Genomic DNA, 18,369 nt, shown 5'->3' with positions numbered 1-18,369 from the left:
AGCACTTTCATCATGAATGTTTCAGTAAAAACTGGTTTTAAATTTTTTCCTGTATTCTTTTTTGTGCTGCTGTTATCCAATTGCGACACAAAGGTTAAAAAGACTGCCAGCGAATCAGCCGAGCCTGTTTCCTATCTTGCGCTTGGCGATTCATATACAATCGGTACGGGAATTGAGCAGAAAAATAACTACCCCAACCAGTTGGCTGATTCTCTTGCAACCCTCGGCTTTCAAATGGATACCACCCTGATTATCGCCACCAATGGCTGGACAACCTCTGACCTTAAAAATGGAATTGCTGAGCATAATCCTTCGTCTGATTTCGACCTTGTTTCCCTTTTGATCGGAGTTAACAACCAGTATCAGTGGCTTGATATAGAGTTGTATAAAACAGAATTCCGTGAATTGCTGGAACAGGCTATCGGATTTGCGGGTGGAGACAGCCGGAATGTTTTCGTCATATCCATCCCCAATTATGGGGTTACGCCATTTGCTCAGTCTAAAGAGCCGGAGACAATCCGCAGAAAAATCAGTGAGTATAATTCTATTGCTGAAGATATCAGTGGCGAATATGATATTCCTTTTATTAATATTACGCCTATCTCAGAGGTGGCTGAAGAGGATCTTTCACTCCTGGCTTCCGATGAACTCCATCCATCCGCAAAAATGTACAGCATGTGGGTTGAGGAGATGTTGCCAACTGTAACTCACATTCTGGAACCATGAAAGCCGAATTTAACCTGACACACCTTTCTGCCTCCAAAGATCCGTTGACGGACAGAATTACATTCACCGAAACCATCGAATTCCGACTTTGGATGTTTGTTGCTGTCTGCTGTTTTACCAGTATATACGTTGTTGATATGCTGGATTTTGAATTAGCTGGATGGCAGCAGATGCTCCTTGCAGCAGGCATGGTAATTGGCTATGGATTCGCATTTATGGGAGTGTTGTTCAGACGGAGTGCAGGAAAAGCTGAAGTATCAGAACAGAAAATTGAACTATATCCAACAAAGAAAAAAGAAGCTTTCCCTGATTCTCCTATTGAAATAACTAAAAATTCGGATATCAAAATTTATGTAGTTCAAAAACTCAACTGGTTTACCCCCAAAATTATCTTACAATTCTCTGTATCCAATAAAGATCAGACCCATGAATTCACCATAAAATTAGGGAACAAAAAAACCAAAGAGCAATATTTGGAGTTGTTAGAGGGTTGGTACAGAGGCGGATATTCTTTAGAGGAATACGACATTTCCGGAAGCCGGATTTTTAAATTAGATAGAGGAAAATCATATGCAGACATTCAAAAAATCAAAGCCGAGTATGGTATCGGCTGGTAGAAAGCTTACTAAAATCACCCTTGTCGTTTCGATGATGTTTTTGGGTTTTAGTGAAAAGACTTCCGCCCAGAATCAAACCAATGAGCGCACGATCACTATTAACATGAGTGCCTCAGAACTGCTGCCGGCCGACCTTATTATTTTCAACGTGAACATAAATGCCGAAGCTGAAACTCCACAAGAAGCTTATAACCTGCACAAAGAACGCGAATCCCTTCTGGCAAAATTGTTGAAACAAAATAACATCACCGAAGAAAATATTGACTATCAGCCTATCCGCATGAGCCGGGTGAGTTCAAATTATCGCAACAACAACGATTCCAGGGTAACCCGGACCAACCAATCCATTAGCCTGACCTTCAACGATTTTGGGATGTATGAAGAGATTCAGGTAGCGCTCATCGAAAATGGCTTTGATTCTTTTAACGGGCAGTTTTCTTCCACGAAAATCTCTCAAGGAAAAGAGCAGGCATTGGTTAGCGCCATAGAGTCAGCTAAGCAAAAAGCTCAGCTGATTGCCAAGACTTCCGGCTTTTCTCTGGGGCCGGTTCAAACCATAAATTACTCGGACCATCAAATCGGGTTTCCGGCAAAATCGAATGTAATGTCTATGGAGGCCATGAGAAGTGATGCCTCAATGATGGATTTCAGCCAAACGGTTTCCGTAACCGCCAACATCAACATCTCCTTTTCTATTGAGTGAGTTCGTTATTGGTTTTTCGTTAATCGTTAATCGCCGGTCATTGGTCATTGGTCGTCGGTCCTCAGCCGAATTCACGGTTCAACGATATTAACCGCTTCAAAATACTCAGCTGTTTTTTCCAGGCCTTCCTCGCCGTTCAGGGCCACGTACCAATATTGTTCAATCACCCCTGTATCGTTTTGCATGAGCAGCTGCATGGTTCCCTGGGATTTATGCTCGGCAATCACCCAGTTTCCGATGATGTTATAATTCATTCGGTCATTCACTCCAAAAGTCTGATTTCGATTGAACTCGAATGTTTTTCCCGGCATTACTTTGGTTTCAGGATATCCTTCCAGCTCTGTGAATGAAACTCCCGGATCCTCTTCTCCCCTTCGGATAAATGCTTCCAGGGCAATCGGGCGCTCCCCTTCAGGCAGTGTTTGTAAAGCCTGGAGGGCAATCACCGCCGATGCTTTATGATGTCCATGGGTAGTTTCATACGGCAGCATCAGGAACAGAAAATCATACGATCCCTTTTCCATAATTGAAGCCAGCTTTTCCCGCGCCCAATCTGTATTCCACTTCGCCAATGGGATATTTACATCCTCGGTGTACTCAAAATCCGGCTGATCGAGGAAGAAATAATTTCGAATTCCTACAATGTCGCCACCGGCCATAAGCTCCTTCTTACGGATTCCGGGCAGCCACTTTCGGCCCACTTCTTCTTTATCCAGCTCCTTGTCATAAATATAATTTCCAAGGGTTGAATAGGTATATCCGCCCTCTCCGTTAGTCAGCAAGGCCAGATCTACCGCTCCATTCAGTAACCGGGTGGTCTTAAAAATGGTAGCCGAAAACAAGGCGTCATCATCGGGGTGAGCCGTTACCAGCAATACTTTTGGTTCGTAATCGAGAAGAGAATCCTGTGCACTGGCATTGACAGATACAATCAAAAATGCAGCGAAAGCGATAAGTAGCTTTTTCATGAATAGGTTTTTTTTGATAAAATGGATACACTTAAAATAAAACAGGAGAATGAACTTCTCAGGTTTTACAGATACTCTTTCAAAACATCCCATACGGTTTCGGCGATTACTTCATGCCCTTTGGGAGTAGGGTGAATGCCATCTCCCTGAATCAGCTCTTCTTCACCCCCCAGTTTATTCATGATGAGCGGAATCAAAGGCAGATCGTTTTCTTCAGCCAGCTCAGGATAAATCTCCTGAAATTGAGATGTGTATTCCTGCCCCAGGTTGGGCGGCACCTGCATCCCGGCCAGAATAATTTGTCCGTTCGGATTCTTTGCCCGGTACTTGTCAATGATTTGCTGGAGGTTGTCTTTGGTTGAACTTAAATCAATTCCCCGAAGCCCGTCATTTCCTCCGAGTTCAAGCACCATAATGTCAATATCCCGGCGAAGAATCCAATCAATACGCCGTACTCCTCCGGCTGAAGTTTCACCGCTTAGCCCCCCATTTATGACTTCATGATTCAGACCCAGTGAATCAATTTTTTCCTGGATAATGGCCGGAAAGGCCTGTTCCTGCTGAACACCAAGTCCGGCTGTAATACTGTCTCCAAAAATAAGAATAGTCTTTGAGTCAGCATTTTGTGCAGGTAATGAAATTGAAAAAATGGTACATAAAAAAAGAGCTGTTATTAATATTCTCATTTCAGATAACTATTTGGATTATATCTCGTACTTTTTTTAAAAAATTATACGGAATGTTAGAAGGCAATACCCTTGTTTGTTTCGGTATAACCAAATACAAGTAACGTGTCAAATATACTCGAAGTTCATCAGTTATACCGCAAGTTCGAAAGCGGCTCAAAAATATTAACCGTCGTTGACGACATAAACTTTTCTATTCAAGAGGGCATCTCTTGCGCTATTGTCGGCCCTTCCGGCTCAGGAAAAACCACCCTGCTGGGATTATGCGCCGGATTAGACCGGCCCACCTCGGGAAGTGTCTCCCTGAATGGAATTCCGTTAAATCCACTCAACGAAGACGAACGTGCACAGGTTCGAAACCGCCATGTGGGTTTTGTATTCCAGACTTTTCAGCTGGTACCCACGCTCACAGCAGTGGAGAATGTGATGGTTCCTCTGGAGTTACGCGGAGAAGCCACGCAGGAAGTGCGGGAACGTGCCATAGAATTACTTACCAGCGTTGGACTCGGTGACCGAACCCATCACTACCCTACCCAGCTTTCGGGGGGAGAGCAGCAGCGTGTGGCCATTGCCAGGGCATTCATCAATCAGCCTAAGATACTCTTCGCTGATGAGCCCACCGGCAACCTCGACACCGAAACCGGACAGTATATTGAAAAGCTGATCTTTGATCTGAACGAACAACAAGGCACTACCCTGGTTTTGGTAACCCACGACCTGGAACTTGCCAAAAAGTGTGACCGGATTATCAAGCTGAGAAACGGACGTGTTAACGAAGACAGTTTTGCTAAACAACAACCTGAAGCCGTAGCCAAATAGTCCATGAGTAATAAAAATTCTATGTGGTGGACATTTAAAATGGCCTGGCGGGATTCCCGCTCCAACCGATCCAAGCTGTTCCTTTTTATGGCGGCAATCATTGTTGGAGTCGCAGCTCAGGTTGCCATTACTTCGTTCCGCGATAACCTGAACACCAGTATCGAGAACCAGGCCAAAGAACTCCTCGGGGCCGATCTTGAGGTGGAACGAAACGCCCCCTTTCAGCCTGAATTGCAACAAGTACTTGATTCATTAGGTGGTGAGGTTACTACCGGACTGGGCTTCAACTCCATGGCTTTTTTCCCAAAAAATGGGACGACCCGGCTTTCTCAAATCACCGCTTTTGAAGGGGATTTCCCCTATTACGGCGACTTGGTTACCGAACCTGCATCTGCAGCCGATGTGTACCAGCAAAATCAATCTGCTTTGGTTGATGAGCCCATCATGAGGCTGTTTGACATTGAACCCGGAGACTCGGTAAAAATAGGGCAGGTGACCTACAAAATTGAAGGGGCCATTATTGATGTTCCGGGTCAACCGGTGGCGGCCTCTTTTTTCGGGCCGCGTATTTTCATCCCTAAAAGTAACGTAGAAGAAACCGGACTTCTCCAAAGAGGCAGCCGGCTGGAATACATCTCCTACCATAAGTTCCCTGAAGGAACTGACATGGAGTATGTGGATGACCGGCTTGACCAGCTCCGCGATGAACAAAATCTGCGTTTTGGTTACGATACGGTGGACGAACGGGAGGAAGAAGTTGGGGAAGCCATCCTTTACCTTTCCAACTTCCTGAACCTTATCGGCTTTATTGCCTTATTGCTTGGTGGTATTGGAGTTGCCAGCTCCATTTTCGTGTACATCAGGCAAAAAATAAATACCGTAGCTGTACTTCGTTGCGTAGGGGTATCCTCCAATCAGGCGATGGCTATTTATCTAATTCAGGCTACGGCTATGGGACTGGTCGGTTCTGTTCTTGGGGCCGTACTTGGGTCCGTGGTTCAGTTGTACCTGCCGGTATTGGTGCAGGATTTTCTTCCGGTAGATATCGAACTCTACATTTCCTGGATTTCTATTTTAATAGGAGTTGGAACCGGTGTGATTATTTCTATTCTTTTTGCCCTTTTCCCATTGCTCGCGGTTAAGAAAATATCGCCTTTATTCTCCTTGCGTACAGTGGATGTGAATTTGTCCGGTCTCCTGCAAAAATCCACCAAGATTATTTTAGGGTTGATACTGGCCGTATTCATCACCGCTTATGCCTGGCTGATGCTTGGTGAGCTTGTACCTGCTTTATTCTTTACGCTGGGACTGGCTGTCTGCCTGCTGTTACTGACCGGATTTGCCAAACTCATTATGAAAGGCTCCCGCAAGTTTCTGCGAGCCGGTTTCAGTTATGAACTCCGGCAAGGGCTGGCTAATCTGTACCGGCCCAACAATCAAACCACAACGCTCCTGCTCACCTTTGGTTTGGGCGTTACCATGATCAGCTCTTTATATCTCACTCAGGATATGCTGCTTGATCAAATCGACTTTGGCGGGGATCAAGACCTGCCGAATCTTGCTTTGTATGATATTCAGTATGATCAGAATGAGGGAGTTAATGAAATTATTCAATCCAACGGGCACGAAATTCTTCAGAACGTCCCTATCGTTACCATGCGTATTCAAGGGATAAATGGATACACAAATGCGGAATGGGACCAGGATACCACCCGAGATGCAAGTGGCTGGGCCTTGAATCGTGAATACAGATCTACCTACAGGGATTCCTTGCTGCCATCCGAAGAATTAGTTAAAGGAGAATGGATTGGAAATGCTGCCGACATGAATGAGCCGTTTCCTATTTCCATCGAAGAAGACCAAAGAGACAATCTTGCCATCGATATTGGTGATACCTTGACCTGGAACGTGCAGGGAATTCCCATTCAAACTTATGTAGCCAGTACGCGCACGGTAAAATGGGATCAGCCTCAGCCGAATTTCTTCGTGGTGTTTCCGGCCGGAGTGCTGGAATCGGCCCCCCAGTTTTTTGCAACCACCGTTAACACCTCCAGCCGGGAGGCTTCCCTGGAACTGCAGCAGGAACTTGTACAAAGTTATCCAAACGTTTCAGCTATAGATATTGGACAGGTAATAGAAACCGTTCGAAATTTCATCGATAAAGTAACTTTTGTGATCCAGTTTATCGGGCTCTTTAGCATCATTACCGGACTAATTGTATTGGCCGGCTCGGCTGCTACCAGTCGTTTTCAGCGGATACGGGAAGCTGTTTTGCTCCGAACCTTAGGAGCAGCTAAAAAACAGGTCATCAAGATTCAGGTTATTGAATATGTTCTGCTGGGTGTGATGGCCTCCATCACCGGGCTTATTCTTTCTCTGGGAGCAAGTACTTTAATCGGGTACTTCTATTTTGATATTGAGTTCGTTCCGAACTTCTTCATTATCGGAGTTGAGATTCTGATTCTCACCGCTCTCGTACTCCTCATCGGGCTATTTAATACCCGGGGCGTTCACAATAAACCACCGCTTGAGGTTTTGAGGGCTGAGGCAGCCTGATTTCCTGTTTGCTGAAAACCTAATTCTGAACTATTCTTGAAGTAAGTTTTTAATCAGGCCATATGATGAAAAAAATCAAGAACAGACTTCCTATACCCTCTTTTTTAAGACTCAAGCAAAGTTCCAAAAAGCCCGGGCAGGCTCCGGGGACACTCCTTTTTACTGGAGAGAAGCGACTGGAAAACGTCTTGATGCACCTATATGACTATGATGTAGAGCATCTGTCAGAGCACGATATCTCTGAAATTGATGACAGCAAGCCCTATCTCGACTCTCCCTCAAAAACCTGGATTAATGTTTGCGGCCTTCACGATATTGAAAAACTAAAGGAAATCTGGAACTATTTTAATCTCCATCCTCTCATTCAGGAAGATATTCTGCATACCCAGCAGCGGCCGAAAATCGAGGAATATTCCGAGCATATGTTTTTTGTATTGCGGATGATGAGAATCCAGGATGAAACCGGTGAACTGAAAGTGGAGCAGGTAAGCATTGTGTTATCACCAAACTCGGTTCTTTCTTTTCAGGAAGACGATTACCCTATATATGAACCGGTATTACATCGACTTAGAAATGCGGCACCCCGCCTTCGAAAGCACGGTCCCGATTATCTTGCCTATGCCCTTATCGATACCATCGTGGATCATTACATGAAGGTGATGGAGAAAATCGGCAATGAAATTGAAGAGCTTGAAGATGAAATCCTGCAAAAATCCGACGAATCAATTCCTGAAAAAATTCATGCTCTGCGTCGCAAACTGATTTTCTTCCGAAGATCCGTATGGCCGCTTCGCGACAGCCTGAATTCGTTGCTAAGAGAAGAATCTCATCTGATCCATGAGGATAACAAGATCTTCTTTCGGGATGTTTATGATCACCTCGTTCAAATTATTGACGGAATAGAAAACTACCGGGATATGGCCATGGGTATGCTTGATATGTATATGTCTCAGGTCAGTAACAAAATGAATGAGGTGATGAAAGTGCTGACTATTATCGCTACTATTTTCATTCCGCTTACATTCATAGCCGGTATTTATGGAATGAATTTTGAGTATATGCCCGAGCTTGGATGGAAGTGGGCTTACCCAACGGTTTGGGGGCTAATGATTGTAGCTACCATGGGAATGGTGGTCTATTTCAGAAAAAAAGACTGGTTGTAGAAACCATAAAAAAAGGTCTCAATCACGAGACCTTTTTCTAACTAACTACGGAGGTATTATTGGGGATTCAATAATTCATTTTCAAAACAGAAATTTTATTCCGGCCAATATCTTCAATGTGTTTATTTGATAATCAACTACTTCTGATCGGGGCACATTATCTGAGTAATCGAAATAGTTGTACAGTGTTGAACGGTCGCTCCAAAACGAATATTGCCCCATCACATCCAGCACGATATTCTCAGAAACCCGCGCAGAGAATCCACCTGAAAATATATTTCGATCGGCTTCGTAAATATTACTTTTGCCCGGCAGGTATCCATAGCCGGCCTTCAGGGTTACATCATCATTTACATCAAAGCCTATCCCGCCTTTCAGGTTAATCACTCTTTGGTAGGAAGAACCCATAAAGCTTTCCAGGCTTTCTTCTTCATCCCTGAGTTCAACTTCCTGGTCAAAATCCAGATCGTTCCCGGAAACAAGATCCAGCTCTAAATTGGAATAGTTTATCATCTCACCGGAAACGGAAAAGTTGAACTTACCAATATTGTTCAAAGCAATCCCTGCTTTCAGTTCCCCGGGTTTACTAATCCGGTACTCATAATCCTGACTGCTGGCAAAATCTGCTTCGAACGGAGTTGAGTTATCGTCCAGCTCGGTTCGTATAGAAGAATAATAGCTTTCCCTGACCACCAACGTGGATGGAAGTAAATAACTGATACCAATATTCAGTTTAGGGTTCACCTTGTAAATAAGTCCCGACCGGAGTGAGAAACCCAAGATTTCGGCATCAATTTCATCGTGCGTTAAAATGCTGTGAATGTCCGTTCCTTCATCCGAAACATCCGAGGGGATGAAATTGAAGTTGTAATCATTACGGTCATCCAGCTCCAGGAAATCTCGCCTGTAGGTATAATTTCCGGCTGTCAGACCGGCTGAAATCCCTACAAATAGATTTTTTTGAAATTCGGTTCCAAAGAAGAACGAGTACTCTCCGACATTGGTAGTATGTGTAATTTCAGCATCCTGGGTAATGCCCGGGTATTCCTGAAATCCAATCCTGAATATAGATTCAAGATAAGTTGAATCAACATCTCCCCAGTCTATGGCGTAGGTGTCAAAAGCAATATCGTAATAGTCGCTGGAAGGCTCTCTGAAAACATCCGTAATCGTACTTTGCGAATTACGCCCTCCCACCCGGTACACTTCTCGTTCATTACTTATCTGATTGTACCCGCCTCCCAAAACAAAGCTCCCCTGCTCGGTAGGCATTTTATACACAAAGCCAAGATTTCCCAGTTTTGTACTTTGGTCTTCGGCCTTTATGGTATTTCCCAGGTAGCTGTTTTCGTAATCTGAACGGTTGTTGAACAGACTGAAGCTTACATATCCGTTTTCAATAAAGGCTATACTTGCCGGGTTATCTGCGAAGCTTCCATACCCGTTGGGGGAAGCAACCGAGGGGAATAAACCGGTACCGGCATCACCATTAAAATCCCACGAACTAAACTGCAGGGCCAGGTTTGAGTAAGATACTTGTGTGTTGCCATCCTGCGCATATAATTTCGATGAAATAAACAGCGAGGGTACCAAGAGAAAAAATAGAATCCTCTTCATAGATGATCATTAATAATTTAAAGTTGGTTATTTCGGTAGCTTAGTTTCCGCCGCGACTTCTCTTTTTGGAGCTGCTTGAAGAACCTCTGCTTCGGGTACCGGAAGAACGACTGGAAGATGAACTTCGCGTCACCTTAGTGCCGGAACTTTTTCGGGGCGTACTTCTGGAGTAATTGCCCTTGGAGCTGCTTGTATTTATCCGACTGCGCGAATTGAAGTCAAATGAAGATGAAGTTGATTTGAAGATAGACCGGTTCAATAAATTCCCAAAACTGCTGAATGCTGATCTGGAAGAAGAGGATCGGTTCAACCCATTTGTTCTGACTTTACGCGCCGGAATAGTATAAGAGCGGCCATTAAAATCAGAAATGTCAATGGTTCTGACTGAAGTACTGCTTAATGAAGCACTATCGTTTCCGCGGGATCTTGACCGGGTGCCGCTGCTGCCACTTCCCTTACTGCCACGATCACGGCCAACCGAAGATCCGCTCCCTCTGCTCTTGCCATTATTTTTGGAGCCTGAACGACTTTTGCCAACTGAAGAGCCTCTGGTTCGGGTACCGCTGCTTCGTCCAACCGATGAACCTCTTTTGGTTGATGAGCCTGTACCTCTGACCCTTACTCCATTATTAGTGCCTCGTGTCCGTGTAAGCCCGGAATTTCTTGTTCGGGTTATGCCGTTACCAGATCGGGTTCTGTAGTCACTACCATTGGCAAAACCACTGCCCCGGGGACCTTTATAATAAAGATCTGCGCTTCTGCGATATTTATTTGATCGGTGATAATTATTATAAACCCGTACGTAGGAATAGTAAGGATGCCCCCAGTAGCCATCATAATACGGGCCGTAATATCCCCAGTGACCAAAATAGCCGGCATAAAACCGTGGGTGATGAAACCCGCCAAAACTTATCCAGATTGAAGATCCGTACCGTGGATAGTAGTAGTCATAGAATCCATAGCCGTAACCATATCCATACCTGTTATAGCTGAACCATGAACTATATGGGTGATGAAACGACCCATCATAGAAACCATCGTTATAACCGGCACTGTATCCTTTCCAGTACATTTTATCTGCGAAGTGTGATTTGTACCACTGCTCTGTTTCGTAGTCTATGTAGTAAATACCATCTTCTTCCAGCGCCAGTTGTTCGTCAAGGTATTCCTCATCCCCATTATTGTAGTAAGAAGTACCGGTATCATCAGCATCTGCTGAAGCTCCTTTTTCGAACCTACTCCAGGAATAGTAATCCGAATATCGGTCGTTCTCTAAAGGATACTGATCGAAGGTCTGAAATTGAGTGTAGCAGCCTGTGAATAAGAACGGCAAAAGAAGTAGAAAAAACCGGTTTGTTGCTTTCGAATATTTCATGATGGCACCTTTTCAAGACTACATTTTAAATTACACGAAAAAGATGAAACTTTTACAGCCCAAATTTTATCACATGTTAATGCTAATATAATTATTGGCTAAATCGTTTTCCCTTCAGATAAAAATAGTATCTCGGTAGCCCCATCAACTTAAAATTGAAGTTTTAGCCCTGCCATTACTCTAAATCTTTGTACATCTGCTGTGAATTTGGAAGTTTGAGCCTCATTATCAAAATCAATGAAGTTGTAAAGTGTTGTTTGATTCTCCTTCAGCAGATACGATCCTCTCACATTAAGCTGCAAATTATTCAGTAAACCAACAGAGAATACCCCTGAAAATTCATGAGCATCACTGTATTCAAGCTCTGACTTACCCGGTAAGTAAGAATACCCCAAACTACCCTTCATATTTTCATTAATTGAAAGCTCGGCTCCTACTTTCACATTCAAAACAGCCTTGTTGTTATTCTCAGCAAAGTTATTCTGCCTTTGCTGTTCATTTCTCCAGAATTCGATATCAGTAAGCCGTGCATCCCTGTCAGATACAAAATCAAAGCTGACCTTCGAGTAGTCGATGTATTCGGCCGAAGCTGCAAGCCTTATCCACTTTTTGATTTCATAGTCTACCCCAACTCTTAGTATGCCCGGTTTCTTAATCCTGTACCTGAAACTACCTGAAGGCTCTATTTCAGAGAAAAATGGCTCGGAATTATCATCCAGTGAGGTTTGAATGGAATAGTAGAATAGCTCTGAAATATCAAACGTTGAGGGAAGCACATAGCTTATGCCTGCATTAATCCCTCCATTAAATTTGTAAACCGCTCCGCCCCTGAAAATCCAACCACTAAATTCTGAATCGAGCTGATTTCGAACCAAAATGTTATCAATATCACTTCCTTCAATAAAGTCTCCGTCGTAGTCATTTCGGGAATCTATCTCCAGAAAACTTCTTTCATAGTTAAAGTCTCCAAGCATATATCCGGCAGATATGCCAATGAATAAATTTCGCCTAAATTCTGTAGCAAAGAAAGCTGAATACTCTCCTGATAACGTCTCAGAACTTATCTTCCCGTCCTGATTAATTCCCGGGAACGTACCCGGTTCAAACCCGATTCTAAAAATTGATTCCAGGTACGTTCGATCTACATCTCCCCAGTCGATGGCATAGGTATCGAAAGCGAGGTCATGGAATTCATTCCCTTCATCCAGAAAAGAATCTGTAATGGTATTATCTGAATTTCTTCCCGAAAATCCGAAACTTCGGTTCTCAGATATCACCCTGCTATATCCGACTCCGATCACCATACTTCCTTCAAGGGTAGGGAGGCTATAGGTCAGGCCGATGTTTCCGAGTCTGTTTATGGCAGCTTCTGAATCCACGCTGTTTCCCAGATAGTAGCTTTCTGTAGAAGCATTTTGCTGATAAAAACTGAGCGAAAATTCACTATTTGGCATCAAAGCCATGGAAGCAGGATTATCCATATAGCTGCCGTGCCCATATGCATTTGCTACAGACGGCATTACTGGCGAAGAGCTTGCCGTTATATCCGACCCGGTAAATTGCAGAGCCAGGTTCTGGAAACTGGTTGGCTTGAGCTGATCCTGAGCATAAACTTCAAAAGTTGAGAATAAATACAGGCATAGTATCAGTATCAGAGAATGCTTTCTCATATAAAGAAGATATAGATTAGATTAGGCCAAGGGTTAGTAAAGAAGCACAGTCGGATGTGACTTTCTTTAGCAATTAACTGCCTCCACGTGAGCGTGAATCACCGCCTTCAGATGAACCTCTTGAGCGACCCGTTGAACCATCGCCGGCAGAAGAACGCCCGGTACTTCTAACCCTGGCGTTATCAACTGAGCTGCTTCTTTTTCTGGTGCTGGATCGTTCCACGGCAGATGAGTTTACTCTGTACCTGTGGCTTTCTGTTGTGAATGAAGGAATATACCCTCTCCTGTTTCTGTATCGATCTCGGTACTTCTCAGCATGGGTGTAGCTATTATAGAGGTCAGCATATGCATAATCGGTAGCACCCCAATAACTGTCGTATGGATTTGTATTGACAAAGGAACCATAAAAAGGATACCAGTTATAGAACCAATGGCCGGTAGGGCTAAAATACCAATGGCCGGCAGCGCTTAAACCTCTGTTATGATAAAATGAGTTAGAACGGCCAAGTTGAAATGCAAAATAAACACCAAATCCTTCCCCCCAAATGTAATGACGGTGATTATAATGAAGTCTGGGATCTTTCAGATCTGGGAAATCGTAATCTTCCTGAACATCTGGTTCAGAATCAGGCGATTCAGCTTCTATCTCGCTTTTCTCAGTAGATTTATGAGCAACCGCCTCCCCCTGATAACCGGTAAGATAATGCTCATCATACCAGTCTTGAACTTCATAGCTTTTATAGTAGATACCGGATGCTTCCAAAGCCATATAGTTATCATAGGACTTTGAAATTGAGTCGGATACTTTTAACTGTGTAACGCAACCTACACTCACAAAGAAAAGCATCAGTATTATAATGAAGTTCTTAGTATCCAAATATTTCATTGCACCGGATTTTGTTCAACAATTTAAAATAACTTATCTGGTGAATCTGCCAAAAAAAATAACATGATAATGCTAACTATCATATCTCACCACGTAACGATTTAGCTATCACTTCTGCTTTCGAATTAACATGAAGCTTTTTGTAAATGTTTCGGATATGGGCCCGGACAGTATCAATGGAAATATCGAAGCGGTCTGCGATCATTTTATAGCTGAGTCCATCAACCAACCCGTTTACGATATCCTGCTCCCGATTAGTGAGCATGCTGTCTTCATTTTTCTTGGGTGCTTCTTCGTTGAAATGAGAAATCACTTTCCGGGCAATTTGTGGCGACATCGGTGCTCCACCCTTCAACAGGTTTTCTATAGACTCTTTTATTTCAGGGAGTGAAGTGTGCTTTAGCAAATACCCTGAAGCTCCCGCCTTCAGCGAATCAAAGATTTTGTGTGAATCGTGATAAACCGTAAGCATGATGATTTCAATCTCAGGGTACTTCGATTTGATAACCTCCATGCCTTTAATCCCCGACATTCCGGGCAACTGAATGTCCATTAGTATCACTTCAGGCTTTTGATGTTCTTCGAGATAATCCAGCATCTCTTCAACGGAATCGACCGCAACCGGACACTCCATGTCTTTCTGCATATCCAAATACCGCTGTATTAAATCTCTGATCTTCTTGTTGTCTTCTACAATTCCAATGACAGCCATGACTAAACCTGCTCCTTAGTTAGTATTTAATTTTCCCTCAACTTTAATCGAGTACCCATCCTCCGTATTGATAGTAATATCTGCGCCAATTCTTTTTGCTCGCATATCCATGTTACGTAATCCATGCCCGGTTTTCTTCGTGCCTTTACCGGAAGTACCATTATCGGCGATCAAAAATTCAAAATAGCCATTCTGGTTTTCCATTTTTATATCCACCCGATCTCCGTTGGAGTACTTGGCGATGTTGTTAACGGCTTCCTTAAAAATCAAATACACATTCTCTTTCACCGACACCGGAAGCTTGTTCTCCATATTCAGGTTATCAAAATCATAGTTCACCTGCATGTTTTTTGATTCCAGCGTATGAAGGATATAATCCTGCATGCGATCCGTCAAATCTCCGAGAGTGTCATTCCGTGCATCAATCGACCATACGATGTCATCCAGGCTCGATACAATTTTCCGGCATTGCTTCCCAATCTGCTCCAACGATTTTTTGAATTCGGTATCTGCATCTCCGGCCTGAAGAAAGTCTGACTGGAGAGCTATCTCGGTTAAACTGGCACCTACATCGTCGTGTAAATCACTGGCAATTCGTACTCTCATACGCTCAATGTCTATCATTTTACGGGCCCGATAATAATTGTAGAAAAGCGATATGATACCGACCACCACAGCCAGCATCAATATCCAGAACCACCATTGCATCCAAAACGGGGCTGTGATTGTAAACTTAACTTTCTCAATATCCGGGCTCCAGGCTCCATTAATATTCCGGGCATGCACCTGAAAAGTGTACTCCCCCGGTGGCAAGGAAGGGTATTTCACCGACCGGGCTGAAGTTTGCTGCCAACCATTATCAATTCCGTTTAACTTATATTCATAGAGAATCTGATTCGGCGCGGTAAAGTTAAGCCCCGCATACTGAAACTCGATGTTATTCTCTTCATGGGAAAGCAAGAAGCGCTCATCCGGCCGGTATTCTCTGCCTGATACATTCACCCCAACAATATGAACTTTAGGAGGAACCTGATTTCCTTTATAGGCTTTTGGGTTGAACCGACTAAGCCCTTCTACCGTACCGAACCAAAGGTATCCCTGCTCATCCTCATAGACGGCCCCCAGGTTCAATTCATTCGCAATAAGCCCCAGTTCCTTGTTCAATACCTTGAAAGCCTGCCGTTGTTCATCAGGATCTCCGTTAAAGTATTCATCAGCATCAAACCTGACCACTCCTTCCGTAGTACCGATCCAGTATAACCCATTTTCATTTTGGTGAATGAAATAGCAAACACGGTCCGGCAATCCGTCGTCTTGGGTGATACTCTGAAATTTGAGGCCGTCAAACCAGGCTATGCCGCCAAAGGTAGACGCCCAAATCCTGCCTTTGTCATCTTTCAGAAGATTCATGACTGCATTATTCGGAAGGCCTTCCTGAATGGCAAAACTTTGAAATTCGCCCTCTTTAAACCGGGTAATTCCCCCATAAGTAGCAATCCAGACCGAGCCATCATCCCCTTCAATGGAAATCAAAACGCGATTACTTGCCAGTCCATCGTCTGAGGTAATTTGGGAAAACTCTCCATTTCGGTAATGGATGATGCCATCATCGTAGGTGCTGATCCAGTACGTCCCGTCCGAAGCCTCCATCACATTCCGAACTCTTGGATACGGAAACTCACGGTCGCTGAATACCTTCAACCGGCCATCTTTTATATAAGCCAGCCCTTCCCCCATTCCAATCCACATACGCTTCTTGGAATCGGTGAAAAGAGTGTACACCTGATTATCCGGCAGCCTGCTATTAACGTTATGATCATTGAACGTACCGTTTTCAAGAGCGGTGATGCCTCCGCCATAAGTTGCGATCCAAAACCTGCCCTCTCCGTCTTTAGCAAACGAGGTAACCAGCTTACTTGGCAGCCCATGTTCCACATCATAATTGGCAAAATAATTACCCAAAAAAAGATTTACTCCCCCACCGTACGATCCCAACCATATATTTCCTTCCAGGTCCAGCATCGATGAAAACATCATTTCTGTTGACAAGCCAGACTCAACCGTGTAGTTTTGAAATGCATTTCCATCGTAAAAACTGGCTCCCTCTTCAGTGCCAACCCAGATACCCCCATCTTTGGTAACTGACAGTGTTTGTACGAGGTCGTTCACAAGTCCGTCTTCTTTATTCAGTTGGATGAACTGATCTCCTTCATATTTAATAAGTCCTCCCCGTGTACCTATCCAAACTGTATTATTCTCATCTACTTTCAGGTCACGAATTCGCTGATTTGGTAAACCATCATCCTCTGTGATATTTACGAAATTGCCATCCCGCAATATGGTAATACCCTCTCTTGTCGCGAACCAAATTTCACCGTTATCACGCTCCGCTATAGCCCGGATTCGATTATCCACCATCCCGTTAGATGTGGAGTATTGCGTTAGTAGCTGGCCTTCGGAATACTGCCAAACCCCGTTACCATCTGTTCCAAACCAGAAGTCTCCCAGCCGGTCTTCATACATACTTATCACCGTCATATTACGGAGGGATGAGAGTGCGGGAACCGAGTGAATACTATCGGCATGCCAGTAATTTACCCCCGCTTCTGAACCAATCCAGATTTTACCTTCACTGTCTTTAAATAAAGAGCGGATCCGGCTGCTGTTGAGCCCATGTTCTTCAAAATAATTCTGAAACCGGATGCCGTCAAAACGGTTCAGTCCATAACCTGTAGCCAGCCAAACATATCCCTCATCATCCTGGGCAAGGTCATAAACAACCGATTCGCTAAGTCCTTCTTCAATTGAGAAAGTTCTGAACGGGTAGCGCTGTGCTTCGAGTAGTTCCGTGAAGCCTACTATAACTAAAACTATGAGCAGTAATCTTTTCATCGCAGTAAATGTAACGCAAACCATCGGAGATTAGTAGGCAGAAATACCGGATATAAAAAAGTCCCGCACAAAAAAATCTGTGCGGGACTTATATCTCACGAATAAAACTACCCGAATATTATCCGAGATAGGCTCTTAATGCAGCGCTTCGGTTATGGTGTCGTAATTTACGAAGTGCTTTTTCTTTAATCTGACGTACACGCTCACGGGTAAGATCGAAGCGTTCTCCGATTTCCTCCAGTGTAAGGGAGTGCTCACGTCCAATTCCAAAATACAGCCGAATTACTTCCGCTTCACGGGTTGTTAGTTTTGAAAGTGCTCGTTCAATTTCCACTTTCAGAGATTCACCCATCAGATCGAAATCAGGGTTGGGAATCTCTTCATTTTCAAGAACGTCTAACAGGCGATTATCTTCACCCTGGGCAAACGGCGCATCCATCGACAGGTGTCGGCCCGAAATTTTCAATGTGTCAGCAACTTCGCCAACCGTCATTTCGAGGCTTTCCGCAAGCTCATGAGCGGAGGGAACGCGTTCATATTCCTGCTCCAGTTTAGAAAGCTCTTTACCAATTTTATTGAGGGCACCCACACGGTTGAGCGGCAAACGAACGATACGGGACTGCTCGGCCAACGCCTGCAGAATAGACTGACGAATCCACCATACCGCGTATGAAATGAATTTGAAACCACGGGTTTCGTCAAATCGCTTGGCAGCTTTAATCAAACCGAGGTTTCCTTCGTTGATCAAATCACCGAGAGATAGGCCCTGATTCTGATATTGTTTTGCTACTGAAACTACGAATCGAAGGTTTGCTTTGGTAAGATCTTCGAGTGCTCTCTGACTCCCTTTCTGAATTTCTTTGGCCAGCCGGACTTCATCATCCGGGGTAATTAGTTTCTCTTTTCCAATTTCGTGCAGATACCGATCTAATGACTCTGACTCGCGGGTAGAGATTCCAGAACTTTTTGCCACTGTAAA

15 protein-coding genes are annotated in these 18,369 nt (G+C 44.0%); 6 read left to right on the top strand and 9 right to left on the bottom strand.

Annotation, left to right across the window (positions count from 1 at the left end; genetic code table 11):
* The first annotated feature begins 12 nt into the window (after positions 1 to 12).
* From JJ941_RS01715 to JJ941_RS01705, 3 genes are read left to right on the top strand one after another with little or no spacing between them, the layout of a single operon-like run.
* Positions 13 to 726 (top strand): SGNH/GDSL hydrolase family protein, encoded by a 714-nt coding sequence (locus JJ941_RS01715; protein ID WP_290961579.1) that lies wholly within the window; start codon positions 13 to 15, stop codon positions 724 to 726.
* Entirely contained in the window at positions 723 to 1,343 is a 621-nt protein-coding gene (locus tag JJ941_RS01710; protein WP_290961576.1) for a hypothetical protein, read from the top strand. The genes JJ941_RS01715 and JJ941_RS01710 overlap by 4 nt, the downstream gene beginning before the upstream one ends.
* Positions 1,297 to 2,046 carry an SIMPL domain-containing protein gene (locus JJ941_RS01705; RefSeq protein WP_290961573.1) on the top strand — a complete coding sequence of 250 codons (750 nt, stop codon included), beginning with the start codon at positions 1,297 to 1,299 and terminating at the stop codon, positions 2,044 to 2,046. The genes JJ941_RS01710 and JJ941_RS01705 overlap by 47 nt, the downstream gene beginning before the upstream one ends.
* 71 nt (positions 2,047 to 2,117) lie before the next feature.
* On the opposite strand, the gene JJ941_RS01700 is transcribed toward JJ941_RS01705, so the two are convergent.
* Positions 2,118 to 3,014, bottom strand: a complete 897-nt coding sequence (locus JJ941_RS01700; protein ID WP_290961570.1) for a PIG-L family deacetylase — start codon at positions 3,012 to 3,014, stop codon at positions 2,118 to 2,120.
* 65 nt (positions 3,015 to 3,079) lie between these two features.
* A complete protein-coding gene (locus JJ941_RS01695; RefSeq protein ID WP_290961566.1) occupies positions 3,080 to 3,700 on the bottom strand; it encodes an arylesterase in 621 nt (206 codons plus the stop codon).
* 105 nt (positions 3,701 to 3,805) lie between these two features.
* Between JJ941_RS01695 and JJ941_RS01690 the strand changes: the two genes are divergently transcribed.
* The 3 genes from JJ941_RS01690 to corA all read left to right on the top strand — a co-directional run bounded on the left by JJ941_RS01690 (position 3,806) and on the right by corA (position 8,238).
* Positions 3,806 to 4,519: an ABC transporter ATP-binding protein gene (locus tag JJ941_RS01690; RefSeq protein ID WP_290961563.1), complete on the top strand. Its 714-nt coding sequence runs from the start codon at positions 3,806 to 3,808 to the stop codon at positions 4,517 to 4,519.
* 3 nt (positions 4,520 to 4,522) lie between these two features.
* Positions 4,523 to 7,075: an FtsX-like permease family protein gene (locus tag JJ941_RS01685; protein ID WP_290961560.1), complete on the top strand. Its 2,553-nt coding sequence runs from the start codon at positions 4,523 to 4,525 to the stop codon at positions 7,073 to 7,075.
* 62 nt (positions 7,076 to 7,137) lie between these two features.
* Positions 7,138 to 8,238 carry a magnesium/cobalt transporter CorA gene (gene corA / locus JJ941_RS01680; protein ID WP_290961557.1) on the top strand — a complete coding sequence of 367 codons (1,101 nt, stop codon included), beginning with the start codon at positions 7,138 to 7,140 and terminating at the stop codon, positions 8,236 to 8,238.
* 81 nt (positions 8,239 to 8,319) lie between these two features.
* Here the strand turns inward: corA and JJ941_RS01675 are convergent, their stop codons facing one another.
* The 7 genes from JJ941_RS01675 to JJ941_RS01645 form a co-directional block, all read right to left on the bottom strand.
* On the bottom strand, positions 8,320 to 9,855 hold the full coding sequence (locus tag JJ941_RS01675) for a hypothetical protein (protein WP_290961554.1): 1,536 nt from the start codon (positions 9,853 to 9,855) through the stop codon (positions 8,320 to 8,322).
* A 40-nt stretch (positions 9,856 to 9,895) separates the two neighbouring features.
* Complete coding sequence (locus JJ941_RS01670; RefSeq protein ID WP_290961551.1) at positions 9,896 to 11,230, bottom strand: hypothetical protein; 1,335 nt, start codon at positions 11,228 to 11,230, stop codon at positions 9,896 to 9,898.
* A gap of 149 nt (positions 11,231 to 11,379) precedes the next feature.
* Positions 11,380 to 12,900: a hypothetical protein gene (locus JJ941_RS01665; protein ID WP_290961548.1), complete on the bottom strand. Its 1,521-nt coding sequence runs from the start codon at positions 12,898 to 12,900 to the stop codon at positions 11,380 to 11,382.
* Positions 12,901 to 12,973: 73 nt separating this feature from the next.
* Positions 12,974 to 13,786 carry a hypothetical protein gene (locus tag JJ941_RS01660; protein WP_290961546.1) on the bottom strand — a complete coding sequence of 271 codons (813 nt, stop codon included), beginning with the start codon at positions 13,784 to 13,786 and terminating at the stop codon, positions 12,974 to 12,976.
* Between the two features lie 79 nt (positions 13,787 to 13,865).
* Positions 13,866 to 14,498, bottom strand: coding sequence for a response regulator transcription factor (locus JJ941_RS01655; protein ID WP_255132494.1), 633 nt, complete (start codon positions 14,496 to 14,498; stop codon positions 13,866 to 13,868).
* Positions 14,499 to 14,513: 15 nt separating this feature from the next.
* The gene (locus JJ941_RS01650; RefSeq protein WP_290961540.1) at positions 14,514 to 17,390 is read right to left on the bottom strand and encodes a sensor histidine kinase; all 2,877 of its coding nucleotides are present in this window, start codon (positions 17,388 to 17,390) and stop codon (positions 14,514 to 14,516) included.
* A 118-nt stretch (positions 17,391 to 17,508) separates the two neighbouring features.
* Positions 17,509 to 18,363 (bottom strand): RNA polymerase sigma factor RpoD/SigA, encoded by an 855-nt coding sequence (locus tag JJ941_RS01645; protein WP_255132498.1) that lies wholly within the window; start codon positions 18,361 to 18,363, stop codon positions 17,509 to 17,511.
* Positions 18,364 to 18,369 lie beyond the last annotated feature (6 nt).

The organism is Gracilimonas sp. (assembly GCF_017641085.1).
GTDB lineage: Bacteria > Bacteroidota > Rhodothermia > Balneolales > Balneolaceae > Gracilimonas.
The sequence above is the reverse complement of the archived record's forward strand: the minus strand, read 5'-3'. Positions and strand labels throughout refer to the sequence as shown.

Excerpts from the sequence above, each read along its gene's own strand:
- JJ941_RS01715 (WP_290961579.1), top strand. The coding sequence starts at position 13 with ATGAATGTTTCAGTAAAAACTGGTTTTAAATTTTTTCCTGTATTCTTT.
- JJ941_RS01710 (WP_290961576.1), top strand. The coding sequence starts at position 723 with ATGAAAGCCGAATTTAACCTGACACACCTTTCTGCCTCCAAAGATCCG.
- JJ941_RS01705 (WP_290961573.1), top strand. The coding sequence starts at position 1,297 with ATGCAGACATTCAAAAAATCAAAGCCGAGTATGGTATCGGCTGGTAGA.
- JJ941_RS01700 (WP_290961570.1), bottom strand. The coding sequence starts at position 3,014 with ATGAAAAAGCTACTTATCGCTTTCGCTGCATTTTTGATTGTATCTGTC.
- JJ941_RS01695 (WP_290961566.1), bottom strand. The coding sequence starts at position 3,700 with ATGAGAATATTAATAACAGCTCTTTTTTTATGTACCATTTTTTCAATT.
- JJ941_RS01685 (WP_290961560.1), top strand. The coding sequence starts at position 4,523 with ATGAGTAATAAAAATTCTATGTGGTGGACATTTAAAATGGCCTGGCGG.
- corA (WP_290961557.1), top strand. The coding sequence starts at position 7,138 with ATGATGAAAAAAATCAAGAACAGACTTCCTATACCCTCTTTTTTAAGA.
- JJ941_RS01675 (WP_290961554.1), bottom strand. The coding sequence starts at position 9,855 with ATGAAGAGGATTCTATTTTTTCTCTTGGTACCCTCGCTGTTTATTTCA.
- JJ941_RS01670 (WP_290961551.1), bottom strand. The coding sequence starts at position 11,230 with ATGAAATATTCGAAAGCAACAAACCGGTTTTTTCTACTTCTTTTGCCG.
- JJ941_RS01665 (WP_290961548.1), bottom strand. The coding sequence starts at position 12,900 with ATGAGAAAGCATTCTCTGATACTGATACTATGCCTGTATTTATTCTCA.
- JJ941_RS01660 (WP_290961546.1), bottom strand. The coding sequence starts at position 13,786 with ATGAAATATTTGGATACTAAGAACTTCATTATAATACTGATGCTTTTC.
- JJ941_RS01655 (WP_255132494.1), bottom strand. The coding sequence starts at position 14,498 with ATGGCTGTCATTGGAATTGTAGAAGACAACAAGAAGATCAGAGATTTA.
- JJ941_RS01650 (WP_290961540.1), bottom strand. The coding sequence starts at position 17,390 with ATGAAAAGATTACTGCTCATAGTTTTAGTTATAGTAGGCTTCACGGAA.